The organism is Erwinia psychrophila (assembly GCF_039023475.1).
Lineage (GTDB): Bacteria > Pseudomonadota > Gammaproteobacteria > Enterobacterales > Enterobacteriaceae > Erwinia.
Genome location: NZ_JBCHVB010000002.1, coordinates 220,573 through 243,524, shown reverse-complemented (window position 1 = coordinate 243,524; position 22,952 = coordinate 220,573). Strand labels below are relative to the sequence as shown.

Below are 22,952 nucleotides of genomic sequence, written 5' to 3'. Positions count from 1 at the left end.
AGAGTGTTAACTTACCCGCTCTGTTCTGGCCTTACTAAGCGGTTGTTCAACTTAGCCGGGACCATCAACTCGCCCTGTTAAGGCGCCAGCGCGATGACTTCCGCCACCCATTTCTGAAAACCAGCGACATCGATATCCAGCAGTACTTTCGCATTCGCCGGACGGCCCATACGGTGCTCAATATCCACGACGGTGGTACCGCTGGTAAATTCTCCCTGCGTCTCTATGCCCACAAAACAGTCATGGGCCCGGAACAGATCCGGCCTCACCAGCCAGGCAATCGTGCACAGGTCATGCATACGCAATCCGCTGTCCATACTGCCGCTACGATAGTGGCTGAAGAGAGAATGAAGCATTTTTCCGGTCCGGTTTAGCATCGGTAACTGCGCCAGGTAAGCCGGGGAAAGCAGGGCCCGGTTCGTCACATCCAGCCCGCACATTACAATCTCCAGGCCGCTGGCAAACACCTGAGCTGCCGCTTCGGGATCGATGGCGATGTTAAACTCAGCGGTAGGGGTAAAGTTGCCGCGCCCTGCGGAACCGCCCATGATCACCAGCCGCCGGACAGATTTTTTAGCGTCGGGATAGCGGGAGAGCAGCTGGGCAATATTGGTGAGTGGCCCAATGGCGACCAGCGTCACCGGCTCTTTGCTGGCGGTAAGCGTCTCATAGATTGCGGTTATCGCAGGCTGGGCGAGCGCCTGACGCTGCGGTTTGGTAAACGCATAGCCGTCCATTCCGGACTCGCCGTGCACGTAGGCGGCATCGCGCAGCGGACGCACCAGCGGTTTTTCGGCCCCACGGGCGACCGGGATATCCTTCTGCCAGAAATCCATCAGCTGAAGGGCGTTATGCGTCGTTTTTTCTACCGCCACGTTGCCGGAGACGGTGGTGATTAGCTTAAGATCGAGCTGCGGTGAAAAGAGCGCCGCGGCGATAGCTACGGCATCATCAATCCCTGGATCGGTATCCAGGACGATCGGGGTCCTGATCATATTATTCTCCTTAAAAAAAATGCCGGAAGGCGTAAACCCTCCGGCATTATCTCATCACAGACATGTACGATTATTTGACTTCACGCACGTCCATCCGCAACTCTTTCGGAACTTCAAAAACGATATTCTCTTCCCGTCCAATCAGCTCAACCGCCGCCTCGCCGCCGAATTCGCGCAGGCGCTGGATCACTTCCTGCACCAGAATATCGGGGGCGGAAGCGCCTGCCGTCACGCCAATACAGCCTGCGCCTTTGATCCACTCTTCCTGAATATCATCAGCAGAATCGATCAGCCGCGCCAGCTTGCCGGCGCGCTGCGCCAGTTCGGCCAGGCGGTTGGAGTTCGAAGAGTTGCGCGAACCCACCACCAGCACCACATCCGCATCTTTTGCCAGCGTACGGACGGCTTCCTGACGGTTAGTTGTGGCGTAGCAGATATCATCTTTGCGCGGTCCGATAATCTTCGGAAAGCGCTCCCGCAGGGCATCAATCACTTCCGAAGTGTCATCCACCGAAAGCGTGGTCTGGGTCATGAAGCAGAGGTTTTCCTCATCCTTCACATTAAGCTTAGCGACATCCGCCGGCGACTCAACCAGATACATGCCGCCCTTCGGATTGCTGTACTGCCCCATTGTGCCTTCCACTTCGGGGTGCCCTGCATGGCCAATCAGGATCGCTTCAGTGCCCTTCCGGCTGGCGCGCGCTACTTCCATATGCACTTTAGTCACCAGCGGACAGGTGGCATCGAACAGCATGGTGAGATCGCGTGCTTTGGCCTCAGCCCGCACGGCCTGGGAGACGCCATGAGCGGAGAAAATCAGGATAGAGCCGTCCGGCACTTCCCCGATCTCCTCAATAAAGATCGCGCCCCGCTCGCGCAGGCTGTTGACGACATAGCGGTTATGCACCACTTCATGGCGCACATAAATAGGTGCGCCATACATTTCCAGCGCGCGCTCCACAATGCTGATAGCGCGGTCAACGCCCGCGCAGAAGCCGCGGGGATTAGCCAGAAGGATTTGCATTTGTCGCCTCCAGTGCCGGATCGATTGAAAGCACTTCAACCTCAAAGTGAATGGTCTGCCCGGCCAGCGGATGATTGAAATCAACGGTGATCGAGTCACCGGAGATCTCACGGATCATTCCTGGCACCTCGTTCCCATCCATGCCGCTGAACAGCATGATCGCGCCGATCTCCGGCTCGCCCGCCTGGGTAAAATCACGGCGGGAGAAATACTGGATTAAATCCGGGCTGGCCGGGCCAAACGCCGACTCGGGGGCCAGCGTAAAGGCCTTTTTGTCGCCCGCCCGCAGGCCGAGCAGCTCAGCCTCCAGCGCGTCCGACAGGCTCCCGTCACCGAGGCTGAACAGCGCTGGCTTGCCATTATTACGGGTGGATTCCGCCGTGGAGCCATCTTCCAGCTTCAGGATGAAATGCACCAGCACTGCGCTGTTGCTCTGTACAGAATCACTCATAGCCTGCCCTTAATTTTTAGCCTGTTTGCCGGCAGGGCTGAGAAAGCCCTCCAGCACGATCAGCGCGGCCCCGACACAGATACCGCAGTCAGCGATGTTAAAGGTGGCAAAGTGCCAGTCGCCGACGTAGAAGTCGATAAAATCGACCACGAATCCATGATAAGCCCGATCGAACAGGTTGCCGGCCGCGCCACCGATAATCAGCGCGTAGGCGATGTTGTTCAGCTTATGGCTGGCCGGCGTCCGGTACATCATCACCAGCAGCGCCAGCACGATCGCCACGGCAATCCCGGCGAAGAACCAGCGCTGCCAGCCGCCTTTATCGGCCAGGAAGCTGAACGCGGCACCGTAGTTGTGCGCATGGAAGAAATTGAAAAACGGCATGACCGGCATCGACTCATGCAGCATCAGCGTATCCATAATCCACTGTTTGCTGGCAAAGTCGATGCCGATCACCACGGCCACCAGCCAGAGCCAGCGCAGCCCGGTAGAGAGAATAGGTTTACTCATCAGGCAAACTTACGCTGTTCGCCGTCGCCGGCGATGTTAGTGACGCAGCGTCCGCAGATTTCCGGGTGAGCTTCGCTCTCGCCAACGTCCGTCGTGTAATGCCAGCAGCGGGGACATTTTTCGCCTTCCGCTTTATGCAGGGCAATTTTCAGCCCTTTCACCAGCTCGCTCTGCTGAGCATCGTCGGTAGCCAGCGCGTAATCCGCCACCTGGGCGCCTGAGGTCAGCAGCACAAAGCGCAGCTCGTCGCCCAGGCTGGTCAGCTTCGCGGCCAGTTCCGGATCGGCATACAGGGTCACGGTCGCTTCCAGAGAGCCGCCCACGCGCTTATCTGCCCGCGCCTGCTCGATCACTTTATTGACTTCGCCACGCACCTTCAGCAGCTCGGCCCAGTAGCTGTCGTTCATCGGTTCGTTCTCCGCCAGGCCGAACAGCCCGTCGTACCACTCTTCGGTGAAGACATATTTCGCCCGCTTGCCCGGCAGTTCGCCCCAGATTTCATCTGCGGTGAAGGACATGATTGGTGCCATCCAGCGAACCAGCGCTTCGGCAATATAGTAGAGCGCGGTCTGGCAGCTGCGGCGCGCCAGGCCATCGGCTTTGGCGGTGTACTGGCGATCCTTAATGATATCCAGATAGAACGAACCCATCTCGATAGAGCAGAACTGCATCAGACGCTGCACCACCTCGTGGAAATCATAGTTCTCATAGGAGGCAAGGATATCGTCCTGCGCGGCTTTCGCGCGGCCAACCGCCCAGCGATCCAGCACCACCATCTCTTCCGGGCTGACCATGTCCGTTTCCGGATTGAAGCCGTTCAGGTTAGCCAGCAGGAAACGGGCGGTGTTACGGATACGACGGTAGGCATCCGCAGAGCGCTTCAGGATCTCGTCGGAGACGGCCATTTCACCGGAGTAATCGGTTGAGGCCACCCACAGGCGCAAAATATCGCCGCCGAGCTTGTTCATCACGTCCTGAGGTGAGACCGTGTTGCCGATCGATTTCGACATCTTACGGCCCTGACCATCCACGGTGAAGCCGTGGGTCAGCACCTGACGATAAGGCGCTTTACCTTTCATCGCGGTTGAAATCATCAGGGAAGACATAAACCAGCCGCGGTGCTGATCCGACCCTTCCAGATACATATCCGGTGAATGACCGTCGAACTCCGGACGCGCATCCACCACCGAGTAGCTGGTCGATCCTGAGTCAAACCAGACGTCCAGCGTGTCAGGCACCTTAACGTAGTTATCCGCGTCGTCGCCCATCAGCTCCTTCGCATCAAGATCCCACCAGGCCTGAATGCCGTCCTGCTCAACGCGCTGGGCCACTTTTTCCATCAGCGCCAGCGTATCCGGGTGCAGCTGCTCGGTATCTTTGTGTACAAACAGCGCCATCGGCACGCCCCAGGTACGCTGGCGGGAGATGCACCAGTCGGGGCGATTAGCCACCATCGACTCAATGCGCGCCTGACCCCAGTCCGGGATCCACTGCACGCCTTTGATCTCACGCAGGGACTGCTCGCGCAGGCCTTTCTGATCCATGCTGATAAACCACTGCGGCGTGGCGCGGAAGATGATAGGCGTTTTGTGACGCCAGCAGTGCGGATAGCTGTGCAGCAGTTTCTCAACGTGCAGCAGCGCGCCCTTCTCACGCAGCAGATCAACGATCATATCGTTGGCTTTAAAGACGTTGATGCCGTCCAGCGTCGGGTAAGTCCCCGGCAGGAATCTGCCATCCGGCCCTACCGGATTGGCGGTTTCGATGCCATATTTCTGGCCGATAACATAGTCATCAGGGCCGTGGCCCGGCGCGGTATGCACGGCACCGGTACCCGCTTCCAGCGTGACGTGCTCGCCCAGAACAATCGGCGAAAGGGTGTCGAGGAAAGGATGTTTAAATACTGCCAGCTCCAGCGCCGCCCCTTTCGCTTCGCCCAGAACCTGCCATTCGGTGATACCGACGCGCTTCATCACGCTTTCCACCAGATCGCTCGCCAGGATCAGGGCACGGCCCTCGATCTGTACCAGCTGGTAGTCAAATTCCGGATGCAGAGAGATGGCGCGGTTAGCCGGCATGGTCCACGGCGTGGTGGTCCAGATCACGACAGAAACCGGCCCCTCAACGCGCCCGGCGCCAAATTTCGCGCGCACGGCATCCGCATCGACGGCATTGAACATCACGTCGATGGAAGGCGAGGTCTTGTCGTAATATTCCACTTCAGCTTCAGCCAGCGCGGAGCGGCAGTCCATACACCAGTGCACCGGCTTGGCGCCTTTGTGCAGGTGGCCGTTACCGATGATTTTGCCCAGCGCACGAATGATATTGGCTTCGGTTTTAAAGTTCATGGTCAGATAAGGACGATCCCAGTCGCCCAGCACGCCCAGACGGATGAAATCTTTCTTCTGGCCTTCAACCTGCTCGGCAGCGTACTTGCGGCACGCTTCACGGAACTCAGCGGCGGTCACTTTCTCGCCCGGCTTGCCGATCATCTGCTCAACTTTGTGCTCGATTGGCAGGCCATGACAGTCCCAGCCCGGCACGTAAGGGGAGTCAAATCCGGACAGGCCTTTGGACTTAACAATAATGTCTTTCAGAATCTTGTTTACTGAGTGACCAATATGAATGCTGCCGTTCGCGTAAGGAGGGCCATCGTGCAGGATAAAGGTTTTTTTCCCTTTTTTGGCTTCGCGGATGATGCCGTAGAGATTGTCATCATACCAGCGTTGCAGCATTCCCGGTTCGCGTTTGGCCAGATCGCCACGCATCGGGAACCCCGTTTCCGGCAAATTCAGGGTAGATTTATAGTCACTCATCAGATTCTCGATTCCGTATTTCGGTTCTGTTTAAACCGGTGTTTTCAGCCCAAAAAAGGTTCGGGCAGTCACCACATCTTTAGCAATTTGCTCTTTAAGCGCGTCCAGTGAAGCGAAACGCTGCTCGTTACGAATTTTTTCACACAGCACCACTTCTATATGGTGCCCGTACAGGTCCATTGCAACGTCCAGCAGGTGAACTTCCAGCTGCTGACGCATCCCGGCCACCGTGGGGCGGGTGCCAATATTGGCAACGCCGGGCAGCGGCTGGTCGCCAATGCCGTGAACCTCGACGGCATAGACCCCTTTTACCGGCGACGCATAGCGCCTGAGCGGCAGATTAGCAGTAGGAAAACCGATGGTCCGGCCCAGCGCATCACCATGCACCACCCGGCCTGAAATGCTGAAAGGATGCCCCAGAAGCGAGGCCGCTAACGGCAGGTTGTCTTCTGCCAGCGCCTGACGAATCGCCGTACTGCTGATGCGCATACCGCCATCGCAGAAGGTCTGGGTACTGATAACGTCGAAGCCATACTCCGCGCCCGCTTTCTGTAATAGCAGGAAATCCCCCTGGCGACCAGCGCCGAAGCGGAAATCATCCCCTATCGCCAGAAATTTCACATCCAGCTTATCGACCAGCAGATCGGCCACAAAACTTTGTGGAGAGCGTGCGGCAAAACGGCGATCGAAGCGTACGCAAAGCACCGCATCCACGCCCGCCTCACGAAGATAGCGAACCTTTTCCCGCAGGCGGGAGAGGCGCGCCGGCGCTTTTTCAGCCGCAAACAGCTCCAGCGGCTGAGGTTCGAACAGCATGACGACGACGGGCAAATGACGCTGTCGCCCTTCTTCGCACAGTCTTGCCAGCAACGCCTGGTGACCGCGATGCACGCCATCAAAGTTGCCGATAGTCAGAACGCAGCCGCGATGCTGCTCCCTGAGATTATGTATGCCGCGGATAAACTTCATGGCTGGCTCAAATGGGTGGAAATCGGCGGATTATACCTTGTACAGCGTGGAAGGTTAACCCGCGAATGCGGCTTTACTGCTTTCTGGCCGCCATTTTCTGCCGCAAACGCGGTCTGCGTAACCCGATCTCATTTTTCTTATGATTAAGCTGTATTCATCCTCATGAAGCTGATAGAATCTTGCGCCATCGAAACGTAACCAAGTGTCGTTTTTTTATGACGCTTATTTGCACAAATCCATTGACAACCATGGGCGAAAGAGGCATATTCCTCGGCCTTTGAATTGTCCTCATAGAACTATTTGGGAGTTGGACCTTGGCTAATATCAAATCAGCTAAGAAACGCGCCGTAACGTCAGAGAAGCGTCGTAAACACAACGCTAGCCGTCGTTCAATGCTGCGTACTTATATCAAGAAAGTTTACGCTGCTGTTGCTGTCGGCGATAAAGCTGCTGCACAGAACGCATTTAATGAAATGCAACCTATTGTGGACCGTCAGGCAGCTAAAGGCCTGATCCACAAAAACAAAGCGGCTCGTCATAAAGCAAATCTGACGGCTCAGATCAACAAACTGGCTTAATCGCCAGGCTGTTAATCGGCTTTGAAAAAGAAACCGGCTCTGCCGGTTTTTTTTTGTCTTTAACGCAGGCTCCCGGCGACGTCAGACTGCCCGGGATAGAAAAAAAGCGCTGAGAAGTCCTTCTCACAGATGCGTCTTACCGCCGGATGCTGGATCATACGCTCGGCAAAAATCACATGATACTCCTCCGTCACGTTATCAATCCTGCCCAGCTCGGTGATCCCCTTTTCATGAAAGAGGTCATCCCCATAAAGTGAAGGGGCCACGAAGATCGCATTACTTGAGGTGCCGAACGCTTTCATTAATGCCGCATCGTCAAATTCGCCCAGAATATCCACCTGCAGTCCCTGTATCTGAAACCAGTTCAGCAGCCGACGCCCAAGCATTGAGCGCCGCCCGGGGATCAGCAGCTTGCGCTGTTCAAGGCAGGCGGGAAAAGGAAGCGCAGGCAGCGGCTCGCGGCACCAGAAGCTGACGCCACACTCCCCCAGCTTGACCGAAAACAGTCCTTCCTGCTGACCCGAATCTACCGGGCAGTCGGAGAGGATCATATCCAGCTTATGCTGGCTTAGCTGCTCCAGCAGCATCTCGTGCGTCGATTCAAAGCAGCGAAGATGAATGCTCTCATCCTCAACCACTGCGGTCTCCAGCACCTGACTGACGAGGCGTTTGGAAAGCGCATCGGCCACGCCCACGTCAAACAGCAGGTTCACATCCTTTCGGTAGTTCACGATATCCAGCATTTCCTGGCTGAGCGTAAACATCCGATCGGCGTAGCGAAAGACCATCTGCCCCAGCTCCGAGGGCACCAGCCCTCTGCCCTGCCGCCGGAACAGCTTCCCCTGTAACCGCTCCTCCAGCGCTTTGATCTGGCCGGTAATGGTCTGTGGCGTGAGATTCAGCGTATCCGCCGCGCCCACGACAGAACCCGCTTTGCATACCTGCCAGAAATAGTAGAGGTGGTTGTAATTAATGTGCGACACAGGCAACCCTCAGCGAACGGAGGCATGCACCCGGCCAGCAAGGCCGGCCGGGTGAACGCTAACGAAGTTTGACCCGCAGCAGCACGTAACCCATCACCGCTGAAATCACCGAGCCGGTAAGGATACCCAGCTTAGCCAGAGTGACCATCTCCTCATGCGCGGCATCAAAGGCCAGCGAAGCGATGAAGATCGACATGGTAAAGCCGATACCGCAGAGCAGACCGATAGCGGCGATATCCCGCATTCGGGTGCCTTCTGGCAGCGTGGCGATGCCCAGCTTCTCCGCGATCCAGCAAATCAGAGTAATGCCCAGCGGCTTACCGATAACCAGCCCCAGAATGATGCCCAGCGGTACCGCAGATAACAGGCCGTCGTATGACACGCCGGTCAGCGAGACGCCGGCATTGGCGAAGGCAAACAGCGGCAGGATCAGCCATGTCACCCAGGGAGCAAGACTGTGCGCCATATGCAGCGCCGGCGAATGGCCATTTTCCTTTTTAAGCGGGATGAAGAAGCCCAGCAGAACGCCCGCTACCGTAGCATGCACCCCCGACTTGAGTACGGCTATCCAGAGCACCAAACCCACCAGCATATAGACGGAGAGGTTGCGTACCCCAAAGCGGTTAAGCAAGGCCAGCACGACAATGGCGCCCGCCGCCACGCCCATAGACGCCAGCGACAAATCGGCGGTATAGAAGAAAGCGATAATCAGGATAGCGCCCAGATCGTCTATCACCGCCAGCGCCATCAGGAACATTTTCAGTGAGGGCGGAACGCGGCTGCCAAGCAGGGCCAGAATACCCAATGCAAAGGCGATATCCGTTGCGGTAGGGATAGCCCAGCCGTGGGCGGCCAGCGGATCGTTATGGTTAAGCAATGCGAAGATTACGCCCGGAGCAATCATGCCGCCGATGGCCGCGATCAGCGGAAACATCGCTTTTTCCCGGGTGGCAAGCGATCCCGAGACCAGCTCATGTTTTACTTCAAGGCCGATCATCAGGAAGAACAGCGCCATCAGCGCATCATTGATCCACAGCAGCAGATCTTTACTGATATCCAGCGGGCCAAAACGAAACTCTACGGGCATCGACAACAGGGTCTGATAGGCACCCTGCGTGTCGGCATTATTCGCCAGGTACATGGCTATAGCGGCGGCCAGAATGAGGATCATTCCGCCGGTAGCTTCACTTTTTAATAGTTTACTTATCGCAGTATTCATCACAAAATCCAGTTACTTTTCGTTGATGGCGTTGTTCAGGTGGCACCAGCATACGCTTTTTTATCACTCGTAAAAAACAGTTTATTCCCGCTATTGAAGCAGGTTTTCCCGAGGTATGGACGCACCTGCCGCGCTTTGCAGCGCCACCAGACGTAAAAAAGCCGGGCAATGCCCGGCTTGATAAGCTTATGAAAGCGATAACGTTAGCGCGTTAAGTCGTCAAAGAACTTCTTCACGCCGTCGAAAAAGCTTTTAGAGCGTGGGCTGTTTTTCTCGCCGCTCGGGCCACCGAAGCTCTCTTCCAGCTCGCGCAGCAGCGCCTTCTGTTTGTCGTTCAGGTTGACCGGCGTTTCTACCACCACGCGGCACAGCAGATCGCCCTGCGCACCACCGCGTACTGATTTCACACCCTTGCCCCGCATACGGAACAGCTTACCGGTCTGGGTTTCCGCAGGCACCTTAAGGTTCACGCGGCCATCCAGCGTAGGCACTTCAATCTCGCCACCCAGGGCAGCCATAATGAAGTTAATCGGCACTTCGCAGTACAGGTTGTTATCTTCACGCTCGAAGATATGGTGCTTGCGCACCTGAACCTGAACATAGAGATCGCCTGCCGGTGCTCCCTGCTCGCCCGCTTCACCTTCGCCGTTCAGACGAATACGATCGCCCGTGTCCACGCCAGCCGGGATTTTCACCGACAGGGTTTTAGACTTCTCAACGCGACCGTGGCCGTGGCAGGCGTTACAAGGATCTTTGATGACCGAGCCGCGACCATGACAGGTCGGACACGCCTGCTGAACGGTAAAGAAGCCCTGACGCATCTGTACCTGGCCCTGTCCATGACAGGTGGGACAGGTTTGTGGCTTGGTGCCGCTCTTCGCGCCGCTGCCGTGGCAAACGTCACACTCTTCAAGCGTAGGGATGCGGATCTCTTTGGTCACGCCGCGGACGGCTTCTTCAAGCGTCAGCTCCATGTTGTAGCGCAAATCGGCGCCGCGAGCGGCACGCTGCTGACGGCGTCCTCCGCCGAAGATGTCGCCGAACACGTCGCCAAAGATATCGCTGAAGTCTGCGCCGCCGCCGCCAAAGCCGCCGCCGCCGTAACCACCACCGCCCATTCCGCCCTGTTCAAAGGCGGCATGACCGTACTGGTCGTAGGCCGCACGCTTCTGCGCGTCGGTCAGAATTTCATAAGCTTCCTTGACCTCTTTAAATTTGGCCTCGGATTCTTTATCTCCCGGATTGCGGTCGGGGTGAAATTTCATCGCCAGACGTTTATAGGCCTTTTTGATTTCACGCTCTTCCGCCGTCTGGGAAACGCCTAAAATCTCGTAATAGTCTTTTTTCGCCATTCTGGTTTTCTGCCCTTAACATGCGTGCACGGGCGTGGAGAAACTCCGACGCCCGTGGGTTTAATCAGTGGTCCTGTTCACATCTTACCTGCCGTCATCTGGCTAACTTGCCGGCTGACTCAGCGAAGCAGGTCAGCCGGTTAATGCTTAATGTCGCCAGGTATTCAGGAACCCCACCTTGTCCGCTCAAAGGCGATTATTTTTTGTCGTCTTTCACTTCTTCGAATTCAGCGTCAACGACATCGTCTTCTTTCTTACCAGACGCGTCACCTGCATCCGCAGCGCCGCCAGCGGCCTGCTGCTGAGCAAATTCCATCAGCTTGCTGGAGACTTCCATCAGCGCCTGCATTTTGGCTTCGATTTCCGCTTTATCCTCGCCTTTCAGCGCGGTGTTCAGCTCGGTCAGCGCCGCTTCGATAGGTGCCTTGTCGTCTGCCGGCAGTTTGTCACCGGCTTCGTCCAGCTGCTTACGGGTGCTGTGCGACAGATGATCGGCCTGGTTACGAACCTGCACCAGTTCTTCGAACTTACGGTCAGACTCGGCGTTAGCTTCCGCATCACGCACCATTTTTTCGATCTCGTCGTCGTTCAGACCGGAAGAAGCCTTAATGGTGATCTTCTGCTCTTTACCGCTGTTTTTGTCTTTCGCGGAGACGTGCAGGATACCATCAGCATCGATGTCGAAGGTGACTTCAACCTGCGGCATGCCGCGCGGTGCTGGCTGAATGCCGTCAAGGTTGAACTGGCCCAGCGATTTGTTATCCGCTGCACGCTTACGCTCGCCCTGCACCACGTGAATGGTCACCGCAGACTGGTTGTCTTCCGCCGTTGAGAACACCTGGCTGTGCTTGGTCGGGATAGTGGTGTTCTTGCTGATCAGCGGGGTCATCACGCCACCCATGGTTTCGATACCCAGGGAGAGCGGAGTTACGTCCAGCAGCAGCACGTCTTTCACGTCGCCGGCCAGTACGCCACCCTGCACCGCAGCACCTACGGCAACCGCTTCGTCCGGGTTAACGTCTTTACGCGGCTCTTTGCCAAAGAACTCAGCAACTTTTGACTGCACCATTGGCATACGCGTCTGACCACCGACCAGGATCACGTCGTTGATGTCAGAAACAGACAGACCGGCATCCTGCAACGCAACCTTCAGCGGCTCGATTGAGCGGGTAACCAGATCTTCAACCAGCGACTCCAGCTTCGCACGGGTCACTTTGATGTTCAGGTGCTTAGGACCGGTCGCATCCGCCGTGATGTACGGCAGGTTAACGTCGGTCTGCTGCGCGGAGGAAAGCTCAATTTTCGCTTTCTCTGCGGCTTCTTTCAGACGCTGCATCGCCAGCGGATCGTTGTGCAGATCGATACCCTGATCTTTCTTAAATTCCGCCACGAGATAGTTGATCATGCGGCTGTCGAAGTCTTCACCACCCAGGTGGGTATCACCATTGGTAGCCAGAACTTCAAAGGTTTTTTCGCCGTCAACTTCGTCGATTTCGATAATCGAGATATCAAACGTACCGCCGCCCAGGTCATAAACCGCGATAGTGCGGTTGCCCTGGCCTTTGTCCATACCGTAAGCCAGTGCGGCTGCGGTTGGTTCGTTGATGATACGCTTCACGTCCAGACCGGCGATACGGCCGGCATCTTTAGTTGCCTGACGCTGCGCATCGTTAAAGTAAGCCGGTACGGTGATAACCGCTTCAGTTACCGGTTCGCCCAGGTAATCTTCCGCCGTTTTCTTCATTTTTTTCAGGACTTCCGCAGAAATCTGCGGAGGTGCCATTTTCTGGCCCTTCACGTCCAGCCAGGCGTCACCGTTGTCGGAACCGACGATCTGATAAGGCATGATTTTAATATCACGCTGCACTTCTTCATCCTGGAAGCGACGGCCAATCAGGCGCTTGATCGCAAACAGGGTATTCTGTGGGTTGGTCACGGCCTGACGTTTAGCAGGCTGACCGACCAGCGTTTCACCATCCTGAGTGTAAGCAATGATGGAAGGAGTGGTGCGATCGCCTTCCGCATTTTCCAGTACGCGAGCCTTGCCGCCGTCCATAATCGCGACACAAGAGTTAGTCGTACCCAGGTCAATACCAATAATTTTACCCATCTAAACATCTCCCACTTAAATTTGTTTCAAATCAGGTTATGCACACTTAATGCGGGCTTTTTTTACCTTTTCAACTGCCGGCGCCGCGCTTTTTTCCAGGTCCATAATCTTGGATGCCAACTAAGATGGGGCCATCTCGTACGGCATCAAGGGGAAAGACAAAAAAAATTTCGATTTTAGATTCGCTCAGATCAATATCCTCTGTTCCTACGGTCATTATGATGCGTCGCGCACCGGCAGTGCGTGTGGAGCATTCTCCTCATCAAGCCAAATATAAACTCACCTTTTTTTCAGCACTTATTACTCTTTCAGAGGATTTATGCACACCAACAAATTAGCGAATCCTGGTCCTTTGGGCCTGATGGGTTTCGGTATGACCACCGTATTACTGAATCTTCACAACGCAGGTTTTTTTCCGTTAGCTTCCGTGATCGTCAGCATGGGCATTTTCTTTGGCGGGCTGGCGCAGATTTTTGCCGGCATCCTGGAATATAAAAAAGGCAATACTTTCGGTCTGACCGCTTTTACTTCTTATGGCTGTTTTTGGCTGAGCCTGGTGGGGATTTTACTGCTGCCACGGATGGGACTGGCGGAACCAACTGATGCTGCCTTTCTCGGCGTCTGGCTGGCGATATGGGGCCTGTTCACGCTGTTGATGTTCTTTGGTACGCTGCGAGCAAACCGTGCTTTGCAATTTGTATTCGCCAGCCTGACGCTGCTGTTTGCGCTGTTGGCATACGGTAACATCGCCGGTAACCTGGCCGTAATAAGGTTTGCTGGCTATGAAGGCATTATTTGCGGTGCCAGCGCGATCTACCTGGCTATGGCGGAAGTGATTAATGAGCAGTTGGGCCGTCGCGTGCTGCCGACTGGAGAAGTCAGTCAGGCTTAGCTTCGGGTTCAGAAAGCCAAATTCTTTCGTCTGAAGCGCAAGTCGTCCGGAAAGACATAAACGATCGGCACAGTGTATTCCGGGGGACGCTTTATGCTCTATACCTCGTCTGACACACTGTGCTGCGCCTTTTATGCCTGCCCTCTGACTTTTAACCGTAGCTGAGAACCCGGCTGCGGTTTTCGCGCTGCAGGTAAATGCCCAGGAAAAAACCGAGCGTAGCCAGGCCGAGCACGTACCAGGCGGGTCCCATTGGCGTCAGCCTCATTATCAACGTCACGAAAATGGGCGTCAGTCCGCCAAAGATGGCGTAAGCCACGTTGTAAGAGAAAGAGATGCCGGTAAAACGCACCTCCGCAGGAAACGCCGTCACCATAATAAATGGCACCACGCCCACTACGCCAACAAAGAGGCCGGCCAGCGCATAAGTGATAAAGAGATACTGCGGTGCCGTCGCGGCAAAGTGAAAGAAAGACCAGCTGCTGGCGGCGAGAAGCAGGCTGCCGGCCATTAAGGTCTTCGCTGCGCCTACGCGATCAACAATAACGCCGGCAAGGACGCATCCGACGATCAGCATGACCGTTGCCAGACTGTTCGCCTGTAAGGTCAGCGCGGCGGGCAGTCCGTGCTGCTTCTGCATCAGCGCGGGTGCCATCAGGATCACCACGACGATGCAGGCAGAAAGCAGCCAGGTCAGCAGCATAGAGATAGCCACGCTGCGTTTATGGCTGACGACGACCGTTTTCAGCGGCAGATCGGCCGTCAGCGCTTTGCGCGCCTGCATTTCGGTAAAGACAGGCGTTTCACGCAGCCAGCGGCGCAGGTAAAGCGCGACAAACCCAAACAGGCCGCCCAGGAAGAAAGGAATACGCCAGCCAAAGTCAGCCACCTGCTGTGCGGTAAGGGAGGTGGTGATCAGAGTAGCGACGACGGAACCGAGCAGAATGCCTGCCGTTAAGCCCGCCGTCAGGGTGCCGCAGGCAAAACCGATACGCTTTCCAGGCACATGCTCCGCCACGAACACCCACGCGCCCGGCACTTCGCCGCCAATTGCCGCCCCCTGCAAAATGCGCATCAGCAGCAGCAGAACCGGCGCCGCAATGCCCAGCGTGGCATAGGTGGGCAGCATTCCCATCGCCAGCGTGGGCAGCGCCATCAGCAGTATGCTGAGGCTGAACATTTTTTTCCGCCCCCGGCTGTCGCCAAAATGGGCCATGATAATGCCGCCAAGCGGGCGCGCCAGGTAGCCCGCGGCAAAAATGGCGAAGGTCTGTACCTGACGAAGCCAGTCCGGAATATCCGGCGGGAAAAAGAGATCGCCGATAACCGCGGCAAAGAAGACAAAAATGATGAAGTCGTAAAACTCCAGCGCGCCGCCCAGGGCCGCCAGAGAAAGGGTTTTATAATCCTGCCGGTTTAAGCGACGACTGTTCTCGTGAAGCATGATTTTCCAGACACATCAGGGTAAGAAGAAAAAAGTAAAGTGAGCTTCTGTAAAGCTACAGGTACTATACCGTTCATTCTTCGCTACACCAGCGCCGCTGGATCTTATGCCTCAATTATTCCATTTTCAGCTGTTTGTTTCGCGCCTTGCACTTTTCGGACGAAATGCTGCTACTACTGCCGCGTTTGTTTCCACATAAGGCCCTTCCAGCAGCTGAATACAGTAAGGCACGCTGGCAAATATGCCGTGCACTTTTGTCTGCCCTTCCGCATCCTTCAGCCCTTCCAGCGTCTCTTTAATCGATTTCGGCTGGCCGGGAAGGTTTACGATCAGCGACTGCTTGCGGATCACGCCGACCTGACGTGAGAGGATCGCCGTGGGCACGAAGTTCAGGCTGATCTGCCGCATCTGCTCGCCAAACCCAGGCATTTCACGATCGGCGATAGCCAGCGTGGCATCCGGCGTCACGTCACGGCGCGCGGGGCCGGTACCGCCGGTCGTCAGCACCAGATGACAGAAAAGCTCATCCACCAGCTCACAAATCGTCTGTTCGATCATCGTCTGCTCATCCGGCACCAGACGCTTCTCCACCTCAAACGGGGTGCTCAGCGCCTGCGAAAGCCAGGCCTCAAGCGCGGGCAATCCTTCATCCTGATAGATGCCGTTTGCTGCGCGATCGGAAACGGAAATTAAGCCTATGCGTAGTTTAGTCATTGTGTCATCACCGTGGTTCCGGCCACGTAACGTGCGCGGACGGGGGAGAATAAGGGGTGTATTAGCGGGCAGGATAAACCATTGCAAAGCGGGATGTACAGCGGGGAAAATACCGCAGCCGGGAAGCCGGCTGCGGTCAGGAAATTACAGCAGATCGGCAATCATCTTATCCAGTTTGCCCTGATCAAGCGCAAAGTTACGGATACCCTGCGCCAGTTTATCGACGGCCATCGGATCCTGATTGTGCTGCCACAGGAACTCAGACTCAGTCATTTTCGCCGGACGGGCTTTCACTTCGCCGGTGAAGGAGAGTTTACGCTCCAGCGTCCCTTCGCTTTCCGCCAGCTCTTTTAGCAGGTCCGGAGAGATGGTCAGGCGATCGCAGCCAGCCAGCTCGATGATCTCACCGATGTTACGGAAGCTTGCGCCCATAACCACGGTTTCATAGCCGTGCTGCTTGTAGTACTCATAAATCTCAGACACGGAAACCACGCCTGGATCTTCATGCGCCGCATACTCTTTTTTATCCGTATTCGCTTTATACCAGTCCAGAATACGTCCCACGAAAGGCGAAATCAGGTAAACGCCCGCTTCGGCGCAGGCGCGGGCCTGGGCGAAGGAGAACAGCAGCGTCAGGTTACAGTTGATGCCTTCTTTTTCCAGCTGCTCGGCGGCACGAATGCCCTGCCAGGTGGAGGCCAGCTTAATCAGAATGCGATCGTTGCTGATACCCGCATCGTTATAGAGTTTGATCAGCGTGCGGGCTTTATTGATGCTGCCTTCCGTATCGTAAGAGAGGCGGGCGTCCACTTCGGTAGAGATACGTCCCGGCACCAGCTTGAGGATCTCCAGTCCGATATTCACATTCAGCTTGTCCGCCGCATGCTGGATCTGCTCTTCTTTCTTGCTGCTCTGGTCACGCGCCCAGCTGACCGCTTCTTCAATCAGCTTACGGTATTCAGGGATCTGCGCAGCGCTGAGGATCAGGGAAGGATTGGTGGTCGCATCCTGAGGCTGGTAAAGCTTGATGGCGGCAATGTCACCGGTATCGGCAACAACAGTCGTCAGTTGACGCAGGGAAGTTAGTTTGTCCGTCATGATTGTCATTCTCGTCAGAGTAGAGTTATCGGAATGTTGAAAATGTCTGCCCCGGATAATATCACGCGCACCTTGCCATGCAAGGTAAGGTTAGTCCGGGGCCACGGAGAGCTAAATGGCTGCCGGACGCGCAGGGAAACGCAGCGGCTATGGCAGCGATTTATCTTTTCAGCTGACTTTTTTGCTAAAGTACGCGTTTGGTCTTCCGCCCCTGTGGCGTTATATAAGGATTCAGGCATGTTGATGGTTATCTCCCCGGCCAAGACGTTAGATTTTGAAAGCCCGCTGGCGACAACGCGTTTCACGCAGCCTGCGTTGCTGGATGAGTCGCAGACACTGATCGAGGTAGCCCGCAAGCTGACGCCCGCCCAGATCGGCTCGCTGATGAGCATCAGTGACAAGCTGGCGCTGCTGAACGCCGGGCGCTTTAACGACTGGCATCCCACGTTCACGCCCGACAATGCCCGCCAGGCAATTCTGGCGTTTAAAGGCGACGTCTATACCGGCCTGGCGGCGGAGAGCCTGGACGAGCAGGATTTCGATTTTGCCCAGCGGCATCTGCGCATTCTTTCCGGCCTCTATGGCCTGCTGCGTCCGCTGGATCTGATGCAGCCTTACCGCCTGGAGATGGGAACGAAGCTGGAAAATCCGGTTGGGAAAGATCTTTACGCCTTCTGGGCAGAGAAGCTGACCGGGGCGCTGAACGCCGCTCTGGCGGAACAGGGCGAAGAGGTGCTGATTAACCTTGCCTCAGATGAATATTTCAAAGCCTTAAAGCCGAAGCAGATTAACGCGCGCATTATTAAACCCATCTTCCTGGATGAGAAAAACGGCAAATATAAGGTGATTAGCTTCTACGCGAAGAAAGCGCGTGGGCTGATGAGCCGTTATATTATCCAGCAGCGCCTGACCGATCCTGCGCAGTTGAAGGACTTCGATGTTGGCGGTTATCGTTTTGCTGCCGATGAGAGCGGTGAAAATGAGTGGGTGTTTAAGCGTAACGAAAGGACATAAGGTGTCGCGTTAACGTTTCTGCTCTCTCTGAAAAGCCCCCCCGTCCACGAGGGGGCCAGAGTGCTATTTATAGAGCAGGAATTCGCGAAGCTGGGCGAAGTCAGGCGCCATTTCATGAGAAAGCAGCGGCAGGTCGGCACGCTCGGCCAGCGCTTCCGGCAGCGGCAGCGAACGTTCCAGGATCGCCTCCACACTCTCCTTAAACTTGGCGGGATGAGCCGTGCCGAGGAACAGACCAAACTCCCCTTCCTGCAACTGATCGCGCAACAGCCGGTAAGCAATGGCCGCATGCGGCTCGGAAACATAGCCAAGCGCATCCAGCTCACGCATCGTCGCTCTGGTGGTTTCATCATCCACCGCGCCGACGCCCAGCTCATTCAGCCGCCAGATTTTACGCCGGAAGATCTCCTCAACGCGCGGCCAGTTGTTTGGCTGGCTGACGTCCATCGCATTCGACAGCGTAGCCACGGTCGCATTAGGCAGCCACTCGCCGCCGACGAGAAAGCGCGGCACGGTATCATTCGCGTTGGTCGCGGCGATAAAGCGCTTCACCGGCAGCCCCAGGGTTTTTGCCAGCAGACCCGCCGTTAAATCGCCAAAGTTACCGCTGGGCACAGAGATCACCAGCTGATTGCGTTTCTCCTGCGGCAGCTGCGCCACGGCCTCAAAGTAGTAGCAAATCTGCGCCAGCAGACGGCTGATATTGATTGAGTTGGCGGAGTTCAGGCCAATCGCTTTTTTCAGCAGCTCATCGTCAAACGCCTGCTTAACCAGTGACTGGCAGGTATCGAAATCGCCCTCAATGGCGATCGTCTGGATGTTACCGCCCAGCGTACAGAACAGCTTCTCCTGCAACGGGCTGATTTTGCCCTGCGGATAGAGAATAACGACGCGTACATTTTCCATACCATAAAAAGCATGGGCCACAGCGGCGCCCGTATCCCCGGAGGTAGCGGTCAGAATCGTGATTTTTTCATCGGCTTCGCTGACGTAAGAGAGCATCTGCGCCATGAAGCGGCCGCCGAAATCTTTAAACGCCAGCGTCGGACCATGAAAGAGTTCCAGCGTGGCAATATCGTCAGTGACGCTGACCACCGGCGCCGGGAAGGTGAAGGCCGTTTTCAGGCGTTCGTGCAGCTGGTGGGCCGCAATTTCATCGCCGATAAAGGCCGAGAGGATTTTGCTGCTGCGGGTCACGAAGTCCATCTCCAGCATCTCGTCAATCTCGGTCAGCTCAAACTCGGGCAGCTCCAGCGGAAAGAACAGCCCCTGCTGTTTGCCCAGTCCCTGCTTAACCGCCTGCGAAAAGCTCACCTGCTCATTGTGGTCCTTAAGATTATAGAGTTTCATGCGTTATCCCAGTTTACGTGCGCCGGCCGTATCTGAACGGCAAATATGGACGAAGCCTTCATCATTTTGCAGATAGTGCTGGCTGAGCCAGTCAGCCATACGCTGCGCCGTGTCAGGCGTATTGCAGACGGCAAACAGCGTCGGGCCGGAGCCGGAAATGCCACAGGCCAGCGCGCCAATATCCTGAGCGGCCTGCCGGGCCTGCGCGAATCCCGGTAAAAGCTTCGTGCGGTAAGGTTCGGCGATAACATCTTTCATCATTTTCGCCGCCAGTTCAGGCTGCTGAGTATGACAGGCGTGAATAAACCCGCCCATATAGCGCCCATGTTTAATGATCTCTTCTTTACGGTACTGCGCGGGCAGGATCGCGCGCGCTTCTGCGGTGGAGACTTTGATACCCGGATAGGCCATCACCCACAGCCACTCATCAAAGCCCGGCACCGCCTGGCTGATAATGCCGTTCTCTTCCAGCATCAGCTGCATGCCGCCCAGAAAGCAGGGAGCCACGTTGTCATAATGTACGCTGCCGGAAATACGCCCTTCCAGCTCTCCCATCAGCGCAAGCAGTTCAGTATCGTTGAGCGGTCTGCCGCAGTGCTCATTCATCGCCATCAGCCCGGCGACTACCGAGCAGGCGCTTGAGCCTAAGCCGGAGCCTATCGGCATATTTTTTTCCAGCGTCATGCGAACCGGTATGCGTATTCCGGTGGCCTCACAGAAGCGATCCCAGCACTGCCAGACAATGTTGTCCTGCGGATTAGCGGGCAGCTTGCTGACGAAGCGCCCCTCGTTACGCAGGCTGAATTCGCTCGCCGCTTCAACGGTCACGCAGTCGCCCAGCAGCGTACCGTCAACCGGCGAGACCGCCGCGCCCAGTACGTCAAAGCCCACGCTGACATTGCCTATTGAGGCCGGGGCATAAATTTTTACCATGGTTAAACTCCCAACTTCCATGACAGGGTACGCAGCAGATCGGCAAACACGCCGGCGGCCGTCACGTCGTTACCGGCACCGTAACCGCGGAGCACCAGCGGAATAGGCTGGTAGTAGCGGCTGTAAAACGCCAGCGCATTTTCGCCGTCTTTCACTTTATACAGCGGTGAATGCTCATCCACTGCCTCAATTTTTACCACGCAGCGTCCCCCCTCCTCAATCGCGCCTACAAAGCGCAGCACTTTACCTTCATCGCGGGCCGCGGTGACGCGGGCGGCAAAGGCATCATCAAGTTCAGGCAGGCGGGACATAAAGGTTTCCGCATCCGGAATGGCGGTAAAGGCATCGGGCAGCACCGCTTCAATAGTAATATCGCTCATCTCCAGCTGATAGCCCGCTTCACGTGCCAGTATCAACAACTTGCGCGCGACATCGCTGCCGGAAAGATCATCACGAGGGTCGGGCTCGGTAAAGCCCAGCTCGCGGGCCATTTTGGTCGCCTCAGAGAGCGACAGGCCCTCATCCAGTTTGCCAAAAATAAAGGAGAGCGACCCGGAAAGGATGCCCGAGAAGCGGATCAGCTCATCGCCCGCGTTCAATAGGTTCTGGAGGTTTTCGATGACCGGCAGGCCCGCGCCAACGTTAGTATCATAGAGAAACTTGCGGCGGGAGCGGGCAGCAGCCGTGCGCATTTGCTGATAGTAGTTCCAGGAAGAGGTGTTGGCCTTTTTATTCGGGGTTACCACATGGAAGCCTTCGGTCAGGAAGTCGGCATACTGATCGGCCACCGCCTGGCTGGAAGTACAGTCCACAATCACCGGATTCAGCAGATGATACTCTTTGACCAGACGAATCAGACGGCCCAGATTGAACGGCTCCTTCGCCTCTCCTAACGCTTCTTTCCAGTTCTCCAGCGGAATACCATGCACATTGGTCAGCAGCGCCTTTGAGTTGGCAATCCCGCAGACCCGCAGGTCGATATGCTTGTTCTTCAGCCAGGCCTGCTGACGGTGTAGCTGATCGATCAGCGCCGAACCCACGCCGCCCACGCCAACCACAAAGACTTCGATAACCTGATCGGTGGCAAACAGCATCTGATGCACGACGCGAACGCCGGTTGTCGCATCATCATTGTCCACCACCACGGAGATGGAACGCTCCGAAGAGCCCTGGGCAATGGCGATGATATTGATGTTAGCGCGCGCCAGGGCGGAGAAGAATTTCGCCGAGATGCCACGCAGCGTACGCATACCATCCCCCACGACGGAGATAACAGCCAGCCGTTCCGTGACGGCAAGTGGCTCAAGCAGACCGTTTTTTAACTCCAGATAAAACTCATCTTCCAGTACGCGACGCGCGCGGGCCTGATCGCTCTGCGGAACGCAGAAGCTGATGCTGTATTCGGAGGAGGATTGGGTAATCAGCACCACGGAAATGCCGCTGCGGGACATGGCGGCAAAGACTCTTGCTGCCATGCCAATCATCCCCTTCATGCCCGGCCCGGAAACGTTGAACATCGCCATATTGTTCAGGTTGGTGATGCCTTTGACCGGATTCTCTTCGTCTGAGCCATCGCCGCCGATAAGCGTACCGGGCGCCTGTGGGTTAGCGGTATTTTTGATCAGGCAGGGGATCTGAAACTGGGCGATAGGGGTGATGGTGCGGGGATGAAGCACTTTGGCACCGAAGTAAGAGAGCTCCATCGCTTCCTGATAGGACATCGACTTAAGCAGCCGCGCATCAGGAACCTGACGCGGATCGCAGGTATAGACGCCATCCACATCGGTCCAGATTTCGCAGCAGTCTGCCCGCAGACAGGCGGCCAGCACGGCGGCGGAGTAGTCGGAGCCGTTACGGCCAAGCACGACCAGTTCGCCCTTCTCATTACCGGCGGTAAAGCCCGCCATCAGGATCATATTGTCTGCCGGGATCTGGCTGGCGGCTATGCGACGGGTCGATTCCGGAATATCCACGGTAGAGTCGAGATAGTGACCCACGGCCAGCAGCTTTTCGACCGGATCGATTACGCTGACGCCGTAGCCGCGCACCTGAAGCAGCGCTTCCATAATGGCAATGGAGAGTTTTTCACCGCGGCAGATGATCGCCGCGTTGACGCTGTCAGGACACTGCCCGAGGAGCCCAATACCGTGCAGCACCTGTCTGAGCTGGGCAAACTCCTGTTCAACCACCGTTTTCAGCCGCTCTGCATCAAATCCGGGCTGAGCATCAGCCAGCCCCGTCAGCAGAGAGGCGAAAATATGTTCGGCATCGCTCAGGTTCGGTAAAGCATCCTGACCGCCGATCGTTTTTTCTATCATCGCCACCAGATGATTGGTGATCTTTGCGGGAGCGGACAATACGGTAGCGACCTGTCCCTGCTTAGCATTACTTTCCAGAATATCGGCCACGCGAAGAAATCGCTCCGCATTGGCTACTGAGGTCCCACCGAATTTCAGCACTCGCATTCTCAACGTCTCCTGAATTTTTGCCGAAAAAAAAG

General features: G+C 56.2%; 19 protein-coding genes and 1 other annotated feature (1 of these 20 running past the window's edge). Of the genes, 3 read left to right on the top strand and 16 right to left on the bottom strand.

What is annotated here, in order from left to right; all coding sequences use genetic code 11:
* Nucleotides 1–77: 77 nt before the first annotated feature.
* The 6 genes from rihC to ribF form a co-directional block, all read right to left on the bottom strand.
* On the bottom strand, nucleotides 78–992 hold the full coding sequence (gene rihC / locus AAH446_RS07195) for a ribonucleoside hydrolase RihC (RefSeq protein WP_342906366.1): 915 nt from the start codon (nucleotides 990–992) through the stop codon (nucleotides 78–80).
* A 73-nt stretch (nucleotides 993–1,065) separates the two neighbouring features.
* Nucleotides 1,066–2,019 (bottom strand): 4-hydroxy-3-methylbut-2-enyl diphosphate reductase, encoded by a 954-nt coding sequence (ispH, locus tag AAH446_RS07190; RefSeq protein WP_342906034.1) that lies wholly within the window; start codon nucleotides 2,017–2,019, stop codon nucleotides 1,066–1,068.
* Nucleotides 2,000–2,470: an FKBP-type peptidyl-prolyl cis-trans isomerase gene (gene fkpB / locus AAH446_RS07185; protein ID WP_342906033.1), complete on the bottom strand. Its 471-nt coding sequence runs from the start codon at nucleotides 2,468–2,470 to the stop codon at nucleotides 2,000–2,002. Before fkpB ends, ispH begins: the two co-directional genes overlap by 20 nt.
* A gap of 9 nt (nucleotides 2,471–2,479) precedes the next feature.
* Nucleotides 2,480–2,980 (bottom strand): signal peptidase II, encoded by a 501-nt coding sequence (gene lspA, locus AAH446_RS07180; protein WP_342906032.1) that lies wholly within the window; start codon nucleotides 2,978–2,980, stop codon nucleotides 2,480–2,482.
* Nucleotides 2,980–5,796: an isoleucine--tRNA ligase gene (gene ileS / locus AAH446_RS07175; protein ID WP_342906031.1), complete on the bottom strand. Its 2,817-nt coding sequence runs from the start codon at nucleotides 5,794–5,796 to the stop codon at nucleotides 2,980–2,982. Before ileS ends, lspA begins: the two co-directional genes overlap by 1 nt.
* 30 nt (nucleotides 5,797–5,826) lie before the next feature.
* On the bottom strand, nucleotides 5,827–6,765 hold the full coding sequence (ribF, locus tag AAH446_RS07170; protein WP_342906030.1) for a bifunctional riboflavin kinase/FAD synthetase: 939 nt from the start codon (nucleotides 6,763–6,765) through the stop codon (nucleotides 5,827–5,829).
* Nucleotides 6,766–7,079: 314 nt separating this feature from the next.
* Between ribF and rpsT the strand changes: the two genes are divergently transcribed.
* Nucleotides 7,080–7,343: a 30S ribosomal protein S20 gene (gene rpsT / locus AAH446_RS07165; protein ID WP_342906029.1), complete on the top strand. Its 264-nt coding sequence runs from the start codon at nucleotides 7,080–7,082 to the stop codon at nucleotides 7,341–7,343.
* A 59-nt stretch (nucleotides 7,344–7,402) separates the two neighbouring features.
* Here rpsT and nhaR read toward each other — a convergent pair whose 3' ends face one another.
* From nhaR to dnaK, 4 genes are all read right to left on the bottom strand, one after another.
* On the bottom strand, nucleotides 7,403–8,326 hold the full coding sequence (gene nhaR / locus AAH446_RS07160) for a transcriptional activator NhaR (RefSeq protein WP_342906028.1): 924 nt from the start codon (nucleotides 8,324–8,326) through the stop codon (nucleotides 7,403–7,405).
* 58 nt (nucleotides 8,327–8,384) lie between these two features.
* Entirely contained in the window at nucleotides 8,385–9,545 is a 1,161-nt protein-coding gene (gene nhaA, locus AAH446_RS07155; protein WP_342906027.1) for a Na+/H+ antiporter NhaA, read from the bottom strand.
* Between the two features lie 203 nt (nucleotides 9,546–9,748).
* Entirely contained in the window at nucleotides 9,749–10,897 is a 1,149-nt protein-coding gene (gene dnaJ / locus AAH446_RS07150; protein ID WP_342906026.1) for a molecular chaperone DnaJ, read from the bottom strand.
* Between the two features lie 196 nt (nucleotides 10,898–11,093).
* Entirely contained in the window at nucleotides 11,094–13,007 is a 1,914-nt protein-coding gene (gene dnaK / locus AAH446_RS07145; RefSeq protein WP_342906025.1) for a molecular chaperone DnaK, read from the bottom strand.
* 319 nt (nucleotides 13,008–13,326) lie between these two features.
* Here dnaK and satP point away from each other — a divergent pair, with 319 nt between their 5' ends.
* A complete protein-coding gene (satP, locus tag AAH446_RS07140) occupies nucleotides 13,327–13,899 on the top strand; it encodes an acetate uptake transporter (protein ID WP_342906024.1) in 573 nt (190 codons plus the stop codon).
* A gap of 151 nt (nucleotides 13,900–14,050) precedes the next feature.
* Here satP and AAH446_RS07135 read toward each other — a convergent pair whose 3' ends face one another.
* From AAH446_RS07135 to tal, 3 genes are all read right to left on the bottom strand, one after another.
* On the bottom strand, nucleotides 14,051–15,343 hold the full coding sequence (locus AAH446_RS07135; RefSeq protein ID WP_342906023.1) for an MFS transporter: 1,293 nt from the start codon (nucleotides 15,341–15,343) through the stop codon (nucleotides 14,051–14,053).
* A gap of 126 nt (nucleotides 15,344–15,469) precedes the next feature.
* The gene (gene mog / locus AAH446_RS07130) at nucleotides 15,470–16,057 is read right to left on the bottom strand and encodes a molybdopterin adenylyltransferase (protein ID WP_342906022.1); all 588 of its coding nucleotides are present in this window, start codon (nucleotides 16,055–16,057) and stop codon (nucleotides 15,470–15,472) included.
* Between the two features lie 144 nt (nucleotides 16,058–16,201).
* Nucleotides 16,202–17,155: a transaldolase gene (gene tal / locus AAH446_RS07125; RefSeq protein WP_342906021.1), complete on the bottom strand. Its 954-nt coding sequence runs from the start codon at nucleotides 17,153–17,155 to the stop codon at nucleotides 16,202–16,204.
* A 237-nt stretch (nucleotides 17,156–17,392) separates the two neighbouring features.
* On the opposite strand from tal, the gene yaaA reads away from it, so the two are divergent.
* Complete coding sequence (gene yaaA, locus AAH446_RS07120) at nucleotides 17,393–18,169, top strand: peroxide stress protein YaaA (RefSeq protein ID WP_342906020.1); 777 nt, start codon at nucleotides 17,393–17,395, stop codon at nucleotides 18,167–18,169.
* Between the two features lie 63 nt (nucleotides 18,170–18,232).
* On the opposite strand, the gene thrC is transcribed toward yaaA, so the two are convergent.
* Genes thrC through thrA form a run of 3 tightly spaced genes read right to left on the bottom strand, consistent with a single transcriptional unit; the run spans nucleotide 18,233 to nucleotide 22,917 of the window.
* On the bottom strand, nucleotides 18,233–19,519 hold the full coding sequence (thrC, locus tag AAH446_RS07115) for a threonine synthase (protein ID WP_342906019.1): 1,287 nt from the start codon (nucleotides 19,517–19,519) through the stop codon (nucleotides 18,233–18,235).
* A 3-nt stretch (nucleotides 19,520–19,522) separates the two neighbouring features.
* Nucleotides 19,523–20,452, bottom strand: a complete 930-nt coding sequence (thrB, locus tag AAH446_RS07110; protein WP_342906018.1) for a homoserine kinase — start codon at nucleotides 20,450–20,452, stop codon at nucleotides 19,523–19,525.
* A gap of 2 nt (nucleotides 20,453–20,454) precedes the next feature.
* On the bottom strand, nucleotides 20,455–22,917 hold the full coding sequence (thrA, locus tag AAH446_RS07105; RefSeq protein ID WP_342906017.1) for a bifunctional aspartate kinase/homoserine dehydrogenase I: 2,463 nt from the start codon (nucleotides 22,915–22,917) through the stop codon (nucleotides 20,455–20,457).
* 25 nt (nucleotides 22,918–22,942) lie between these two features.
* Nucleotides 22,943–22,952 (bottom strand) — a sequence feature (Thr leader region) (it continues 112 nt past the right edge of the window).